Here is a 16,314-nt window from a genome sequence, read left to right on the forward strand (position 1 = left end):
ATAATGGGAAGTATAATTACTTCCCTTTTTTTATGTCTTTCATTTCAAAGTAAGCATATTATTATGCTAAAAAATTTGGTAATACTATCTTTGCAGCCTGAAAAAGATTTCTGATGAAAATTTCTTACAACTGGCTTAAACAATTTATCAAGCTACCCGAAAATGCTGAACATACAGGAGAACTTTTAACCGACCTCGGTTTAGAAGTAGAAGGAGTAACCAGCTTCCAAAGTATTAAAGGAGGATTGGAGGGTATTGTTGTTGGTCACGTTTTGAGCTGTGACAAACATCCTAATGCCGATAAATTACAGCTAACAAAGGTGAATATTGGTAATGGCGAAGAAGTTCAGATCGTTTGCGGAGCGCCGAATATAGGCGCTGGTCAGAAGGTGCCCGTTGCAACTATAGGTACCATCCTGTATGACGAAAAAGGGGAAGCCTGGGAGATCAAAAAAGGCAAGATACGCGGTGAATCCAGTTATGGAATGATCTGCTCTGAAAAAGAACTGGGACTTGGCCAAAGTCATGAGGGGATCATGGTACTGGACAACGAACTGGAACCAGGAAAACCTGTTGCTGAAATTTTCGAGGTAGAGAATGACGAGGTCTTTGAAATTGGGCTTACGCCTAATCGCGCCGATGCTATGAGCCACTGGGGAGTTGCGAGGGATTTGAAAGCAGGTTACCAGCAACAGGGAAAACACCTTGAATTGATCACTCCTTCTGTAAGCAGCTTTCATGTTGATAACCGAAGCCTTAGAATTCAGATCAAAGTAGAGGATTCTAACCTGGCACCCAGGTATTGTGGTGTAACACTTTCAGAAGTCAAGGTAAAGCAATCACCAAACTGGTTAAAGAACAGGCTTAAGGCCATAGGTATCACTCCTAAAAATAATGTAGTAGATGCCACCAACTATGTGATGCATGAACTTGGCCAGCCACTACACGCCTTCGATGCAGGAAAAATTTCCGGGAACGAGATACAGGTGAAGACCTTAGAAACAGGTACTAAATTCACTACCCTGGATGAAGTAGAAAGAGAGCTTCACGAAGAAGACCTTATGATCTGTGATGCCGAAAAACCTCTTTGTATCGCAGGAGTTTTTGGTGGAATTGGAAGCGGGGTAACCGAAAATACCACACAGGTATTCCTGGAAAGCGCTTACTTTAACCCGGTTAGTGTTCGAAAAACCGCAAAAAGACATGGCTTGAGCACCGATGCTTCTTTCAGATTTGAAAGAGGGATAGATCCCAATGCCGTTGAATATGCACTAAAACGTGCGGCACTTTTGATCAAGGAGATCGCAGATGCCGAAATCACCAGCGATATTGATGACCTGTATTTCAAAAAAATAGAGGATTTCCAGGTATTCCTGACCTTTGAAAAGGTAAATAAACTTATTGGTGAAAACCTTGAGGAAGAAACCATCAAGTCGATTCTTGCTTCGCTGGAGATCAGGGTCAATAATGTGACTGAAACCGGAATGGGCTTAACCATCCCTTCTTATCGCGTGGATGTACAGCGCGAATCTGATGTCATCGAAGAGATCCTGAGGGTCTATGGTTATAATAACGTCAAGTTTGGAGATAAATTAAGCCTTTCGGTTGCGAATTCTTCAAAATTTGAAGATTTCAAGATTCAGAACCTAATCGCATCTCAGCTTACCGGGCAGGGTTTTTACGAGACCATGTCTAATTCCCTGACTTCGGCAGCATACCATGATATCTCTGAGGCGATCAAAAAGGAATACCAGGTAGAAATGCTGAACCCGCTAAGCAAGGAGCTTTCCGTGTTAAGACAAAGCCTGCTGTTTTCGGGACTGGAAAATATCAGTTATAACATCAACCGAAAAAGAGATCGACTAAAGATCTTCGAATTCGGAAAAACCTATCATTCTTATGTTAGCGGCAGGGAAGAAAACAAACATCTTTCGGTGTTCGTGACCGGGGACAGGAATTCTGAAAGCTGGAACAATCAGGCGGCGGCCGGGAATTTCTTTTACCTGAAAGGAGTGATCAATGCTATTTTCGAAAAGCTCGGAATTCAGAATCTAAAGACCAGGGAAGTTAAATCTGATATTTTCTCAGATGGCCTTCAGATCAACACAAAGAAAGACCGGTTGGTTGAGTTCGGAGTGGTTAAAAAAGGCATTTTAAAGAAATTTGATATCGAACAGGAAGTCCTGTACGCCGATTTCAACTGGGATGCCTTACTGGAAACCGCCAAAACTCAGAAGACCAGTTTTACCAGTATTCCAAAATATCCGAGCATGAGAAGAGATTTTGCGCTGCTTCTGGATGATTCGGTTACTTACAGCCAGATCGAGGAGATCGCGAGACAAACCGAAAAGAAACTTTTAAAGGAAGTGAACCTTTTCGATGTTTACGAAGGCAAGAACCTACCGGAAGGCAAGAAGAGCTACGCGGTAAGCTTCCTGTTCCAGGACGAGAATAAAACTCTTACCGATAAGCAGGTAGATAAAATGATGAAAAAACTTCAGCATAGATTCGAAAAGGAATTACAGGCTGAGTTGAGATAGAGGTATTTAAGAGCCCAAATAAAAAAACCGGATTTAAAATCCGGTTTTTTTTGCTTCAATTTTAAGGAAAATCTTTAAAGATCTCGTCTACATAATCCCTGATCTCCCGTTCCATCCTCCTGGTTGCGATTTGCTCATCAATCGCTCCTCTCCATAATATCTGACTCGTTCTCCTGTCTATAAAGTCGATCACTATGGTTCGCTGCTTATAGGGAACCTGGGAAACTCTTGGCCCGTCGATACGCTGAACGGTAAAATAATTTTCATAGATATTATCCTCATAATACGGCCCAACATAGAATCCGGGACGATAATAGGGATAATTGGTATAAACCGGGTTGGCATTCACGGTATGCATTTCGTCGAACATCACGTGAGCATGAACCAGCACATCGGGCTGTCGTTTATCAAGTACATAGCCTTCATCCTGCATGTTGGCCTGGATGGTTTCAACAATTATTCCCTGGATCGCATCGTTATCGAGATCGCGGCTTATAATAGTATCTTTATTTGGTAAAAATGCATAAGAATCATAGGCCTTCAGTTTTCTGGCATCATCTTTTGCACTGGGTCCTCCGGATCCGCAGGAAAAAAGAATACTGCTAAGCAAGACCATTAAAATTCCAGTTGTAAAATGTTTCATAGCTTTTAATTTCAGTTTAAAGAAAAATAAATGGAATACAGCAAATTTAAAAGAGCTCTGCCGCATTTGACTTTTATTTAACGCAAAAAGCGGCCATTTGGCCGCTTTAATTTAAAGTATTTTTAAATTATTTCGTTGGGAGTAGCACTGTATCTATTGCGTGAATTACCCCGTTAGAAGAATCGATATCTGCTGCAACCACGGTGGCTGTATTTCCGGCAGTATCAGTGATCTTCACCTTATCTCCGTCCAGGGTGGCTTTAAGCTGACTTCCATGCACGGTGGTAAGAGTTGCGGTTCCATTTCCCTTCTTGATGGCACTTACCACATCTGAGGCTTTAAGATCGCCAGATACCACGTGGTAGGTGAGTACTGCCTGTAACTGTTTTTGATTCTCTTTTTTCAGAAGTGATTCCACCGTTCCATCAGGCAGGGCTTCAAAACCGGAGTTCACCGGCGCAAAGACCGTAAAGGGACCATCACTTTTAAGCACGTCCACCAGGTCGGCTGCCTTAACTGCAGCTACCAGGGTAGAATGATCTTTAGACATCATGGCATTTTCGACTATATCATTTGAGTCGTTTTGTCCTACAGCCATTAATCCACCTATAAAGAAGCAGATAAAAACGGATAAAATTTTAACATTTTTCATAACATTGATTTTAATTTTTGTTTAAATTAATCGTTTAATGCTTAAACAAAAATATTTTTTTATTAATTGGCTTAGAATTAACAGCTTCCGGCGGAAATTATAAACCAATTAAGATTTATCTTATCTAACATGAATTGTAATTCTAAGCTTAATTACCTAAATTTAGTGATGCTAAAGAGAAAGAAAATGAAGCTGAGAATTCCCCGCCTTGATTTAGAGCACCAACTCCTTAAAATTAGAAACAAAACCACGACCGAGGAAGATATCCTTGGAGAAGTATATAGAATTTTCCGGAAGGATGCTAAAAAGGATGAAGAGATCCTCGAAAAATTATCCAGTGGGAGCCCGGTTGAAAATAACCAGTTTAACCCCGACATTCTGGAAAGCGATCGAATTTTCCATATAGACCAGATCTATAAAATTTGTGTTGACTATAGGCTTAGGTTCCTGGACTCGAAATTCTTCAAGGCTGAAATTCCCTATGAAGCTCTAATAAGAATAAAGGAATTAGAAAAGCGGCATGAAACCCAGTTAAAAGGTTTCAAAATCGTGGCGCCGGCCAAGCTCTTTAAACTTGAAAACGCCGATGACCCTTTGCTGTTCGCTCCTATTGGGAACGATTATTACTACCTCATCCATAAGTGGGGAAAGGACCTGCATCCATTGCGAAAATTAATGATGTGGCCGTTCAAGACACTGGAAAACTTCATTATTCTATTATTGCTGGTAAGTTTCATCACCGCACTCGTGGTACCTGAAGGCCTGTTTACAAAGAATCAATCTACTACAGAATTCTTTATGATTTTTTTCTTCATTTTTAAATGGTTCGCCGGTCTGGCCATTTTTTATGGATTTAAGATGGGCAAAAATTTCAGCACCGACATCTGGGACAGTAAATTTTATAACGCCTAGAACGTTAATTTCGGTTTAAAAGTAACCTGACACTCTTTTGTTATTCGTATTTTAGAATAAAAGCAATAATTATGAGTGAAGAAGGAGCTTATAGAAATGTCTATACGGGGCCCGAAACCAACGTACAATATCTTCAGGAATTATTTACCGAAAAGGGTATCGAATCCAGAATTCGTAATGAATTTGAAGCCGGTTTGCGAGCAGGTTTTGGCGGAGGTCTTCCGGGACAGGTTCAACTCTTTGTATCCAAAGAACGTTATGATGAAGCTCTAAAGATCGCTAGATCTACTTTTCCAAAAGATTATAAGGATGAATAACGAAGAGGTTGATCAAAGGCCCGAAAGGAATAAATGGAACCTGATCCTTGGCATCCTGTTTATTGGCTATGGTAGTTACAGGTTGTATCAAAACAGCCAATCACCAGATACTGAAACCTTCAGTTATGTTCTGGCAATTGGCTTTGTTCTTTTTGGAATATATGATCTATACAAATATTTTGGGACCCGCTAAAAAAGTTTCGGTTACCATTTGATTATTGCACTTCCCCAGGTAAAACCACTACCAAAGGCAGCCAGTACAACTACATCTTCATTGTCTATTTTTCCTTCTTCCCAGGCCTCAGTAAGTGCAATTGGGATAGAAGCTGCGGTGGTATTCCCGTAACGCTGAATATTGTTATAGACCTGCTCATCCTTTAGCCTGAATTTCTGCTGAATGAATTGAGAGATCCTAAGATTCGCCTGGTGTGGAATAAGCATGTCGATATCGCTTACCTCCAATCCATTCGCCTCTAAACCTTCATTGATGACTTCAGAAAATCGCTGAACCGCATTCTTGAATACGAATTGGCCATTCATATATGGATAATAAGGAATATCATCCCCCTGTGGATTATCGGCGATGATCTCCGGCACCCAGTAATTGGTACTCGGTCCCTTCAAGGAAAGTTCAAGGGCATGTTTCCCTTCAGAATGTAAATGCGTAGAAAGAATTCCCTGCCCGTTATGATCGCTTCGGGTTAGAACCGCAGCTCCTGCACCATCCCCAAAAATAACCGAAACAGACCGTCCTCTGGTCGTAAAATCTAATCCTCCACTGTGATTCTCACTTCCAATAACCAGGATGTTCTTATACATTCCGGTTTTTATGAACTGGTCGGCCACAGAAATGGCATAGATAAATCCACTGCACTGGTTACGTACATCCAGCGCCGGACAGGTTTTAATATCAAGCATTTCCTGAACCTGTACCCCGCATCCCGGGAAATAATAATCGGGACTTAAGGTTGCAAAAACGATCAGGTCTATTTCATCCTTATTGATCCCTGAACGTTCCAGTGCGATCCTGGCAGCCTTAACCCCCATCGTGGCTGTTGTATTGCCATCTCCTTTTTTTATATGCCTGCGCTCCTTGATCCCGGTACGTTCAGTGATCCACTCATCATTGGTATCCATCATTTTAGACAGATCATCATTCGTGACGACATTTTCAGGAACATATTTTCCTAATCCTGCAATTTTAGTTTGATACATGGATAAATATTATGTTTTTAAAGCTAATTCTTATTAAATTTAGCGAAATGAAAAAAAATTGGGGTGCAATATACCAAACATTAACATTCCTTCAATTTACCCCTTAAAAAATATTCAACTTAAAACCTGAATTATGAAACGAATTCTTTTTTGCCTTTCTGGTGCCTTGCTGTTCTTATCTGCAGCGACTGCCCAGGAGAACCTGGACTACCAGAAACCACCTAAAGAAATCCTGGACCTGGTAGATGTTCCATTAGCCCCCTCTACAATTATAGACAGTAAGGGTGAAAATATGATCTTTATGTACAGGGATCAGTTTAAAAGTATTGCTGAATTAAGCGAGGAGGAAATGCGACTGGGTGGTCTTCGAATCAACCCGGTGACCAATATCAACAGCCGGGCGAGATATTACAATGATCTCAAGGTAAAGGCAGTTGACGGGAAGGAACCAAAATCTGTTAGCGGACTACCTGATTCTCCGCGACTCACCAACTTCAGCTGGTCTCCAGATGAATCTATGATGGCCTTTACACATACAACCGATAAAGGTGTGGAGCTATGGGTAATGGATGTTAAAGCCGCTAAGGCTAGAAAACTTTCCAACGGAACCATCAACGCCAATATGAGAAGCACGGTAAACTGGTTCCGCGATAATTCCGGGTTACTTGTTACCATGCTTCCTGAGGATCGTAAAGCTTTGATCGACACTGAAACTTCGGTTCCATCTGGACCAACAATTTCGGTTAGTGATGGTAAGGAGGCCCAAAACAGAACCTACCAGGATCTTTTAAAGAACCCAAATGATGAATATAATTTTGAGCAATTAGCCCGATCTGAACTGGTTAAAGTAAACCTGGACGGAAGCACTTCAAAATGGATGGGACCTAAAATGTACAGTGATATCTCCTTTTCTCCTGATGGAGAATATGTAATGATCACGCATGTAAAAAAACCATTTTCATACCTGGTACCTTATTACAGGTTCCCTTCTGAAACCAATGTTTACGACAAGCAAGGAAATCTAGTGAGCATGATCAACGATGTTCCTTTGATCGAAGATCTCCCAAAAGGCTTTATGGCCGAACGTGAAGGAAAGAGAGATTTTGACTGGCGAGACGATAAACCAGCCAGCCTGGTTTATGTGAAAGCCCTGGATGGAGGAGATCCTGAAAACGAAGCAGAGTACCGTGACGAATTTTTCCAGCTGGAAGCTCCTTTTAAAGGTGAGGGTAAATCTATTCTGAAGGTAAAGAACCGCGGTCGCGGCATCATGTGGGGGGATAACGATACCGCTATAGCGATGGATTACTGGTGGAACACCCGAAATACGAAAACTTATGTTTTTGATCCATCAGATGCATCTGAAGAACCAAAGATCCTTTTCGACCGAAACTACCAGGATGTTTATGGTGACCCGGGAAGCTTTGTTACCAAAAAGAACGAATACGGAAAACAGGTACTTGCCCTTGACGGTGACGAGGCCTTTTTACTGGGAGATGGATTTACCGAAAAAGGTCAATTCCCATTCGTAGACAAGATCGACTTGGAAGATGGTGATACTGAGAGACTATATGAATCGAAGTATACCGATAAAAAGGAAAGCCTGGTTGAAGCCATAGATATGGACAAGGGTGAAATTCTGGTACGTATCGAATCTTCCGTGGAATATCCAAATTATTATATCAGGGATATCGATTCTAAAAACAAATTAACCCAGATCACCTCATTTGAGAACCCGTTCAAGGCTCTCGAAAATGTTTCCAAAGAAGTTATTACTTATAAGAGAGATGACGGCCTGGAGCTGAATGCGACTCTATACCTTCCGGCGGGTTACGATAAGAAGGACCCTAAGGAATTGCCGATGCTCATGTGGGCATATCCAAGAGAATATAAAGACAAGAACTCTGCATCTCAAAACACGTCCAACCCAAATGATTTCACTTATCCATATTACGGCTCCCCTATCTATTGGGTAAACCGCGGATATGTGGTGCTGGATGATGCTGCATTCCCGATCGTTGGAGAAGGTGACGAAGAGCCTAATGACAGTTTTAGAAAGCAGCTGGTTGCCAATGCGAAGGCAGCCATCGATGCGGTTGACGAAAAGGGGTATGTAGATACCGATCGTGTAGCGGTTGGCGGACATAGCTATGGAGCTTTTATGACAGCCAACCTGCTGTCTCATTCCAATCTATTTGCAGCCGGAATCGCAAGAAGTGGTGCATACAACCGTACGCTTACACCATTCGGATTCCAGAGCGAGGAACGCAACTACTGGGAAGCACCGGAAGTTTATTATACCATGTCGCCATTTATGCATGCCGATAAAATGAAAACCCCGTTATTACTAATACATGGTGAAGCCGACAATAACTCGGGAACCTATCCTATGCAAAGTGAGCGTTATTTCAATGCGCTTAAAGGATTAGGTGCGACCGCTCGTTTAGTAATGTTACCTAAGGAAAGTCATGGTTACAGCGCCAAGGAATCTGTTCTGCATGTTTTATGGGAACAGGATCAATGGCTGGAGCAGTATGTGAAAAACAAGGAAAAGAACGAAATAAAAGTTCCGGCAGAAGAAAACTTCGGAAACTAAGAATTCCAATCATTTTAAAAGAACAAAAAACCCGGCATCACTGCCGGGTTTTTTAATAGAGAAAGCGTGAACCGCTTTAGGGTACGGCCACGCTTTCCAACAACCTAACCAATAAATCAACCATTAGAATAATCCCTAAACTTACTTATTTGTACTTTCGCTTGTAGGTCATGCAATAGATTGTAAAGGCCAAAAAAGGTTCTGCTCATATAGAGGAAGTGTCTGCTACCTCTATTTCCATTCATCTTTCTCAACTCGGGGTCTTTGGAATACCGCTCACTTAACTGGGTTAAGTGTTTCCAGAAGTCTTCATCCGTAAAATCGAATGCTTCTGACTGGAAAGGAGTTGAGAACATTTCAAACATCTCATAGAACATTTCTTTGAAGAATTTCTCTTCCTTCTTGGAATCTTCTTTATGAAGTATCTCCAGTTCTATCAATCGCTGTTTAAAAACAGCATCGTCATTCAAATTTTCCTTATTCACCAAAGAAAAATATGGCTCATAAAAGTCTTTAGGTATCTTCTTGATACAGCCAAAATCGATGGCTATCAGGTTATTATCTTTATCTACCAGGAAATTACCTGGATGAGGATCGGCATGTACTTCACGCAATTCATGGATCTGGAACATATAAAAGTCCCAAAGTGCCTGCCCTATTTTATTTGCCAGCTCCTGATCTTCATTCTGCTTAGCAAATTCACTAAGGTGAAGACCATCCATCCAATCCATGGTAATGATACGCTCACTGGAAAGTTTCTCATAATATTTAGGAAACCTCAAATTCGGAATATGTGCACAGGCTTCTGAAATTTGTTTGCTTTGTTTTACTTCCAAAACATAATCTGTCTCTTCCAGTAATTTTCCTTCAACTTCCTGAAAATACTTTTCAGAATCCTTTGCCTGCAAATTGAACATTCTGAGCGCAATTGGTTTTACCATGGCAAGGTCTGAACTGATACTATCTGCAACCCCCGGATATTGGATTTTCACAGCAAGTTTTTTCCCATCTTTTGTAGCTTTATGCACCTGTCCGATGCTGGCAGCATTGACCGATTGGGTTGCAAACGTATCATATAATTCTTCGGGATAGGCTCCCTGATATTTTTTAAATGTCTTTCTTACCAAAGGAGCAGATAAAGGCGGAACGCTAAATTGTGCGAGGCTGAATTTCTCTACGTAGGCTCCCGGCAACAAATTTTTCTCCATAGAAAGCATTTGTGCCATTTTTAGAGCACTACCCTTCAAGCTCTTTAATCCATCATAGATATCAGTAGCGTTTTCTTCATCCAGTTCATCACGGGTAAGCTCCGGATTAAAGGCTTTTTTACCGTAATATTTAAGGTAATTTCCGCCTATTTTCACACCGGTTTGAACCAGTTTACTGGTTCTGCCAATCTTTCCCGTTGGTATTTTATCTATTGTCTTCATTCAATTCTCCTTCGGCTTACGCCATTCTCTCTTTCCATATAAATTTTCCGAAGTCTACCACACGTTCCAGCGGGGTGTTATCGAAAACATCAAATACCGTGTTCACTGATTTCTCTATAGCCACATCTGTACTTTCAAATCCGGCTGAATTGTCATCCATCCAGAATTTCAGAAGGAACAGGAATTGCACCCATACTCCTTCAGAAAATATCATTTCGCTTTGCTGGAATAATTTCAGCGTTTTATCCCTATTTCCATCCTGGATCAATCCTTTCGAAAAAATCTTGATCTTTTTCCGAAGATTTTTCAGTTCTTCCAAATTTTTAATCGTGCTTTCGCTTTCATTCAGTGTATAAAGAACATAACTTCTATTCGCGGTTAGCACTTCAAAAAAAGTGTAGAAAAAGGTGAGTAATTTTTCACGATTCGAAAATCCTGCATATTCCTTGGATTTCTCCATGACACTCAGGCTATTTTCAAAGAACTTATCCCAGATCGCTTTTCGCAATCCTTCAAAACTTCCGAAGAACTTATAAAAATCTGCCTCGGTCATCTCGTTATCCTTAGCAAATTTATATACACTTCTTGGCGTGTGTTCGTTCTCAAGAACATAATCCATATAAGTTGCAATAAGCATATCTGCGTTTGGCTTCTTTTTCACTTTACTATTTCCTGTCGACTTTGCCATTTCTTGCTTTCTTATTTTTATCAAATTTACGACTTTGTTTAATTTTCTATCTAAATAATTAAACAAAATATTGTTAAATGTTTTAGAACGCCTAATTGGGCCTCTGGACCTTTAGACGATAGTCTGCCAATTTAATTACAGAAGTGTCAGTTTGACAGCGAATTGCCAATGGTACTTTTTTTGACAAAACCTAAATGAAAAACAAAAATTAAAAATTCAACATATGGCAACCGGAAAAATAAATGTATCTGTAGAAAACATTTTTCCGCTCATCAAAAAGTTCCTGTACAGTGATCACGAGATCTTTTTGAGAGAGCTAATTTCTAACGCGACAGACGCAACCCTAAAATTAAAACACCTTGCCCGCCTGGGAGAGGCTAATGTAGAATATGGGAATCCCGTAATCGAGGTTAAGATCGATAAAGACAATGGAACCCTGCATGTGATAGACCAGGGTATTGGGATGACCAAAGAAGAAGTTGAAAAATACATCAACGAAGTAGCCTTCTCTGGCGCCGAGGAGTTCCTTGCCAAGTATAAGGACTCTGCAAAAGACAGTGGTATTATTGGTCATTTTGGTCTTGGTTTCTACTCTGCCTTTATGGTAGCGAACAAAGTAGAGATCCTAACCAAATCTCATAAAGATGAACCAGCAGCACACTGGGTTTGTAAAGGAACTACCGAATTCGTACTGGAGGAAGCCGAAAAGAAAGAACATGGTACCGAGATCATCCTGCATATTAATGAAGATGACAAGGAATTCCTGGAAGAGAACAGGATACAGGAATTACTGGTGAAGTACAATAAGTTCATGCCTATCCCGATCAAGTTCGGAACGCGTGAAGAAACTTTACCGCTACCAGATGATGCCAAGGAAGATGCAAAACCTGAAACCAAAACGGTAGATAATATCATTAATAATCCAGAGCCGGCCTGGACCAAACAGCCAGCCGACCTGGAAGAAAAGGATTATAACGAGTTCTATCGCGAATTGTATCCAATGCAGTTCGAGGATCCGTTATTCCATATTCACCTGAATGTTGATTATCCATTCAATCTTACCGGGATTCTTTATTTCCCAAGGATGTCTAAAGATATGAACATCCAGAAAGATAAGATTCAGTTATATCAAAACCAGGTTTTTGTTACCGATAATGTGGAAGGTATTGTACCTGAATTCCTTACCATGCTGCGTGGTGTGATCGATTCACCTGATATTCCACTGAATGTATCAAGGTCTTACCTGCAGGCCGATGGTGCGGTGAAAAAGATCTCCAGCTATATTACCCGTAAGGTCGCCGATAAACTGAAAAGTCTTTTCAACAATAACAGGGAAGATTTTGAGAAGAAATGGGACGATATCAAGATCGTGATCGAATACGGAATGCTTACTGAAGATAAATTCTTCGAAAAAGCTGATAAGTTCGCGCTATACCCAACTACCGATGGTGAATATTTCACCTATTCGGAACTGGAAGAAAAGATCAAGGAAAACCAGACCGATAAGGATGGTAACCTGGTAATCCTTTATGCTTCTAACCAGGATGAGCAGCATAGCTACATCGAAGCTGCCAAGGATAAGGGATATAAAGTACTGCTTCTGGATTCTCCGATTGTTTCTCACCTGCTTCAGAAGCTGGAAAATTCAAAAGAAAAGATCTCTTTCGTTCGTGTAGATTCAGATCATGTAGACAACCTCATCAAAAAGGATGATGAGAAGATCTCTAAACTTTCCGACGAAGAAAAAGAGAAGCTGAAAGGAGATTTTGAAAAGGTAATTCCTGCAGAGAAATATACCATTCAAATGGAAGCCATGGACAGCAATGCTGCTCCGCTTATCATCACCCAGCCTGAGTTCATGAGAAGAATGAAGGAAATGCAGCAAACCGGTGGTGGTGGTATGTTTGGTATGGGCAATATGCCTGAAATGTACAATCTCGTGGTGAACACCAACCACGAATTGATCAATACCATTCTAAACACCAAAACTGAGAAAAAGCAGCAACGTTTGATCAAGCAATCACTTGATCTTGCCAGGCTTTCTCAAAACCTTTTGAAAGGTGAAGAACTTACCGCCTTCATCAAAAGAAGTTTTGAAATGGTGAAATAAGTTAAATTGAATGAACCTAAAAAGCCGCTTTTTTGAAAGCGGCTTTTTTTATGGGGTAAAAAAAGCTTTTGTACATTTAAACAAAATTCACCTATGAAACGACTTCTATCTATTCTGTGTATCCTGGTTATCATAAGCTGTAAGGATCAAAATACTGAAAAACCCATGCCTGTAGAACCAGACAACGGTATAGGTGACGGTGCAGGTCCACCTCCTGCCCTATCCTTTTCTGAAAATATTGAGGAGGCACATAATAAAACCGCTTTTATGACAAATGAGGCCGTGGCATTCAATATTGAACTGATTTTTGGCGGTGAGACGCGGCTTGACGGAGAAGTAAGTATGCTTACCAATTCTACTAAGGTTAGACTGGATAAAAGCAATGGAGCTTCTGTTATTTATGATGGTGACCAGGTTTTTATCACACCAGATACCGCTTCGGATAACGGGGCCAGATTTGACATTTTCACCTGGCAGTACTTTTTCGCCATGCCATTCAAACTTACCGATCCCGGGACAGTTTGGGATCAACCTAAAAAACAGATACTGGACAGTCTGGAATATGATGCTGCCAGGCTTAGTTTTGAATCTTCTATCGGGGACTCACCAGACGACTGGTATGTGGTATACCAGGATCCGGAAACCAGCAGACTGAAAGCAGCGGCTTATATAGTTACTTTTTCCAAGGATCAGGATGAAGCTGAAAAAAATCCTCATGCGATCGTTTATTCAGATTATAAAATGGTAGACGGAGTAGCATTCGCTACAAAGTGGAGTTTTCACAACTGGAGCCAGGCTGAAGGCCTTGGAGAAAAACTGGGAGAAGCAAGCATCTCTAATATCCGATTTTTTGAACCTGGAGAAGAATCTTTCCGGGTGCCGGAAAATTCTAAACCGGTTAATAAATAGACCTACACCCTTTCAGATAGATTCTGCAGGCTTAAATGTTTGTATACGATCTGGTAGAATTTCTGTACGTCGTAAGGTTTAACGATGATTCCGCTCATCCCGGCGGTAATGATCTCTTCGCGAATTTCATCTACCTCAACGGCGGTAAGGGCAAGAATTGGAATTGTAGCATTGAATTTCCTGATCTCCCTGGAAGCTTCCAGTCCTGAAATACCAGGCATGTTGACATCCATTAGAATAAGATCGAAATCTTCAGCTTTAACCATTTCTATTGCTTCCGTTCCGTTTCCGGCGACCTTACACTCGAATTCTTTTTTGGTAAGGATTCGCTGTGTAACTACCTGGTTGATGCGGTTATCATCCACGATCAGGATCTTTTTAGATGGATGAACATCTGAGAAGCTTTCCTGGATTAGCTCGTCTTCTTCCTTCCTTGAAGTATCGATCCTGAACATGATCTTAAAACTGAAGGTTGAGCCTTCACCCTCCACACTATGCAGTTCAATTCTAGATCCAAACAACCTCAACAGGCGTTTGACAATAGGTAGACCAAGCCCTGTTCCCTGGTAATTATAATTTGAATTGTTGAGCTGGGAAAACTCTTCAAAGATCACTCTTCTTTTGCTCTTGGGTATTCCCGGCCCGTTATCCTTTACCTCGAAATAGATGAACGACCTGTTATTTTCTGAACCTAACTGCTTCGCTGTAATATTAATATCTCCTCTTTCGGTGAACTTCATGGCGTTCCCTACGAGGTTCATTAAAACCTGGGACAGCCTTACAGAATCGCCAATGAGGTAATTAGGTATTTCTTCATCTATATGCAGGTGTATTTGGTTCTTATTTTGAAGTCTTGTAAACTCAAAACTGTTGGTGATACTATTCATTAGCTCCCGTAGGCTAAACGAAACGTTCTCCAGTTTCACATCGTTAGACTCCATTTTATTCATTTGCAGCACATCATTGATAAGGGCCAGGAGATAATCTGCTGAAAATTTCAGGGATTTCAGGTCTGCTTTATGCTTTCCAAGGCTTTTATCTTCAAGCAGTAAACTGGTAAGGCCAATCACTCCGTATAGCGGAGTTCGTATTTCATGGCTTACCGTGCTAAAGAAACGCGTTTTGAGCAGGGATAACCGCTCAGCCTCATCTTTAGCCTCCTTATATTGACGGTTCTTCTTCTTAAGTTCACCTATCAGGTTTCTACGATCCCGGTTCACCTTATGCAGAAATACCAGGATAAAGACCAGCCCCAGTGAGGATAAGACCATCACGATCACTTTTTCCTTGGATTTATTGATGATCTCATTTTGCAATCTTTGTTCCCTTTCAGCGATCTCAAGGTTCTTTCGGTATTCATTTACATTGAATCTCGCGTTAGCGATCTCCATTTGCATCAGTTTTTCATTCTCATAAATCTTGTTGTTCAGCTCGCTGTATCGTTGGTGAGCTTCAAGCGCTTTTTTATAATCACCTTTATTCTGAAGCATTTCAGAATAGGCATGATAGGCTTCCGCAGCAGGAAGAATGAGCGTATCTTTTTCTGCAAGGTCTATAGACCGGTTGAAGTAGTAAGTAGCGGTATCGTATTGCTTTTTATGGTCGTAATACCTCCCGTGCAGCTGATATATTTGAGAATAATAATAATTTAACTGATATTTTTCAGAATAAGCTAATTTATGCTTATCCAGCAAGGTAAGTGACTCACTGATGTATGGAAATGCTTTTTCGTATTGCCCCATGTCCATGTAAGTCCAGCCTATGTTTGATTTAGGAGCTATTTTACTAAATGGATCGTTGATCTTATCTGCCAGGTCAATGACCATATTATAGTAATCTATACCCTTTTCCCTGAATTCTTCCAGTTCTGAATAAATGTTCCCCAGGTTGTTATAAGAATCCAGCAGAAGCGTATCATTATCGGCTTTTAAACCGTATTCCAAACCGAGTTTATAATTTATTCTTGCCCTGGAGGTGTCCTTAAGATCAAGGTAGACATGGCCTAAGCCGTTATAAGCCTTAGAGGTATAATACGGGTCATTGGCTTCTTTAGATAAATTAATCAGGTCTGGAAAGTCTTCTATAGCAAGGTCATAATGGTATTCACCCACATATTTATTGATACTTGACAAAAAAGACTTTAAGCTATCCCGACTCACTTCATCAGGACTCTGAGAAAACGAAACATCCCATATTAAAATACAGGCAATCAGTAGAAAAAAATGACTTTTTTTCAAAGGTAGATTAGGTTAGCAATTAGATTTAGGCGTGTGAAAATTACTCTATTCAAAGGACTTACGCA

13 protein-coding genes are annotated in these 16,314 nt (G+C 40.7%); 7 read left to right on the forward strand and 6 right to left on the reverse strand.

The window, feature by feature from the left end:
* The first annotated feature begins 113 nt into the window (after window positions 1-113).
* Window positions 114-2,540 (forward strand): phenylalanine--tRNA ligase subunit beta, encoded by a 2,427-nt coding sequence (gene pheT, locus MKO06_RS14570; protein WP_241552808.1) that lies wholly within the window; start codon window positions 114-116, stop codon window positions 2,538-2,540.
* Window positions 2,541-2,601: 61 nt separating this feature from the next.
* Here pheT and MKO06_RS14575 read toward each other — a convergent pair whose 3' ends face one another.
* Together MKO06_RS14575 and MKO06_RS14580 are read right to left on the reverse strand one after the other, a co-directional pair.
* A complete protein-coding gene (locus tag MKO06_RS14575; RefSeq protein ID WP_241552810.1) occupies window positions 2,602-3,183 on the reverse strand; it encodes a DUF4136 domain-containing protein in 582 nt (193 codons plus the stop codon).
* Between the two features lie 127 nt (window positions 3,184-3,310).
* On the reverse strand, window positions 3,311-3,835 hold the full coding sequence (locus tag MKO06_RS14580) for a fasciclin domain-containing protein (RefSeq protein ID WP_425248415.1): 525 nt from the start codon (window positions 3,833-3,835) through the stop codon (window positions 3,311-3,313).
* A 186-nt stretch (window positions 3,836-4,021) separates the two neighbouring features.
* On the opposite strand from MKO06_RS14580, the gene MKO06_RS14585 reads away from it, so the two are divergent.
* From MKO06_RS14585 to MKO06_RS14595, 3 genes are all read left to right on the forward strand, one after another.
* Window positions 4,022-4,747 (forward strand): hypothetical protein, encoded by a 726-nt coding sequence (locus MKO06_RS14585; protein ID WP_241552811.1) that lies wholly within the window; start codon window positions 4,022-4,024, stop codon window positions 4,745-4,747.
* A gap of 71 nt (window positions 4,748-4,818) precedes the next feature.
* A complete protein-coding gene (locus tag MKO06_RS14590; RefSeq protein WP_241552812.1) occupies window positions 4,819-5,064 on the forward strand; it encodes a putative signal transducing protein in 246 nt (81 codons plus the stop codon).
* Window positions 5,057-5,257: a hypothetical protein gene (locus MKO06_RS14595; protein WP_241552813.1), complete on the forward strand. Its 201-nt coding sequence runs from the start codon at window positions 5,057-5,059 to the stop codon at window positions 5,255-5,257. The genes MKO06_RS14590 and MKO06_RS14595 overlap by 8 nt, the downstream gene beginning before the upstream one ends.
* Before the next feature lie 11 nt (window positions 5,258-5,268).
* On the opposite strand, the gene MKO06_RS14600 is transcribed toward MKO06_RS14595, so the two are convergent.
* A complete protein-coding gene (locus MKO06_RS14600) occupies window positions 5,269-6,279 on the reverse strand; it encodes a 3-oxoacyl-ACP synthase III family protein (RefSeq protein WP_241552814.1) in 1,011 nt (336 codons plus the stop codon).
* A 133-nt stretch (window positions 6,280-6,412) separates the two neighbouring features.
* Between MKO06_RS14600 and MKO06_RS14605 the strand changes: the two genes are divergently transcribed.
* Complete coding sequence (locus tag MKO06_RS14605; RefSeq protein ID WP_241552815.1) at window positions 6,413-8,875, forward strand: S9 family peptidase; 2,463 nt, start codon at window positions 6,413-6,415, stop codon at window positions 8,873-8,875.
* A gap of 116 nt (window positions 8,876-8,991) precedes the next feature.
* Here the strand turns inward: MKO06_RS14605 and MKO06_RS14610 are convergent, their stop codons facing one another.
* Window positions 8,992-10,305 (reverse strand): ABC1 kinase family protein, encoded by a 1,314-nt coding sequence (locus MKO06_RS14610; protein ID WP_241552816.1) that lies wholly within the window; start codon window positions 10,303-10,305, stop codon window positions 8,992-8,994.
* Between the two features lie 16 nt (window positions 10,306-10,321).
* A complete protein-coding gene (locus MKO06_RS14615; protein ID WP_241552817.1) occupies window positions 10,322-10,993 on the reverse strand; it encodes a TetR family transcriptional regulator C-terminal domain-containing protein in 672 nt (223 codons plus the stop codon).
* Window positions 10,994-11,216: 223 nt separating this feature from the next.
* On the opposite strand from MKO06_RS14615, the gene htpG reads away from it, so the two are divergent.
* Window positions 11,217-13,103, forward strand: coding sequence for a molecular chaperone HtpG (htpG, locus tag MKO06_RS14620; RefSeq protein WP_241552818.1), 1,887 nt, complete (start codon window positions 11,217-11,219; stop codon window positions 13,101-13,103).
* Between the two features lie 93 nt (window positions 13,104-13,196).
* Complete coding sequence (locus MKO06_RS14625) at window positions 13,197-14,012, forward strand: DUF6503 family protein (protein ID WP_241552819.1); 816 nt, start codon at window positions 13,197-13,199, stop codon at window positions 14,010-14,012.
* Window positions 14,013-14,014: 2 nt separating this feature from the next.
* Here the strand turns inward: MKO06_RS14625 and MKO06_RS14630 are convergent, their stop codons facing one another.
* Window positions 14,015-16,249, reverse strand: coding sequence for a tetratricopeptide repeat-containing hybrid sensor histidine kinase/response regulator (locus MKO06_RS14630; protein ID WP_241552820.1), 2,235 nt, complete (start codon window positions 16,247-16,249; stop codon window positions 14,015-14,017).
* Window positions 16,250-16,314 lie beyond the last annotated feature (65 nt).

Source organism: Christiangramia oceanisediminis, from assembly GCF_022570735.2.
In the GTDB taxonomy this organism is placed as follows: domain Bacteria; phylum Bacteroidota; class Bacteroidia; order Flavobacteriales; family Flavobacteriaceae; genus Christiangramia; species Christiangramia oceanisediminis.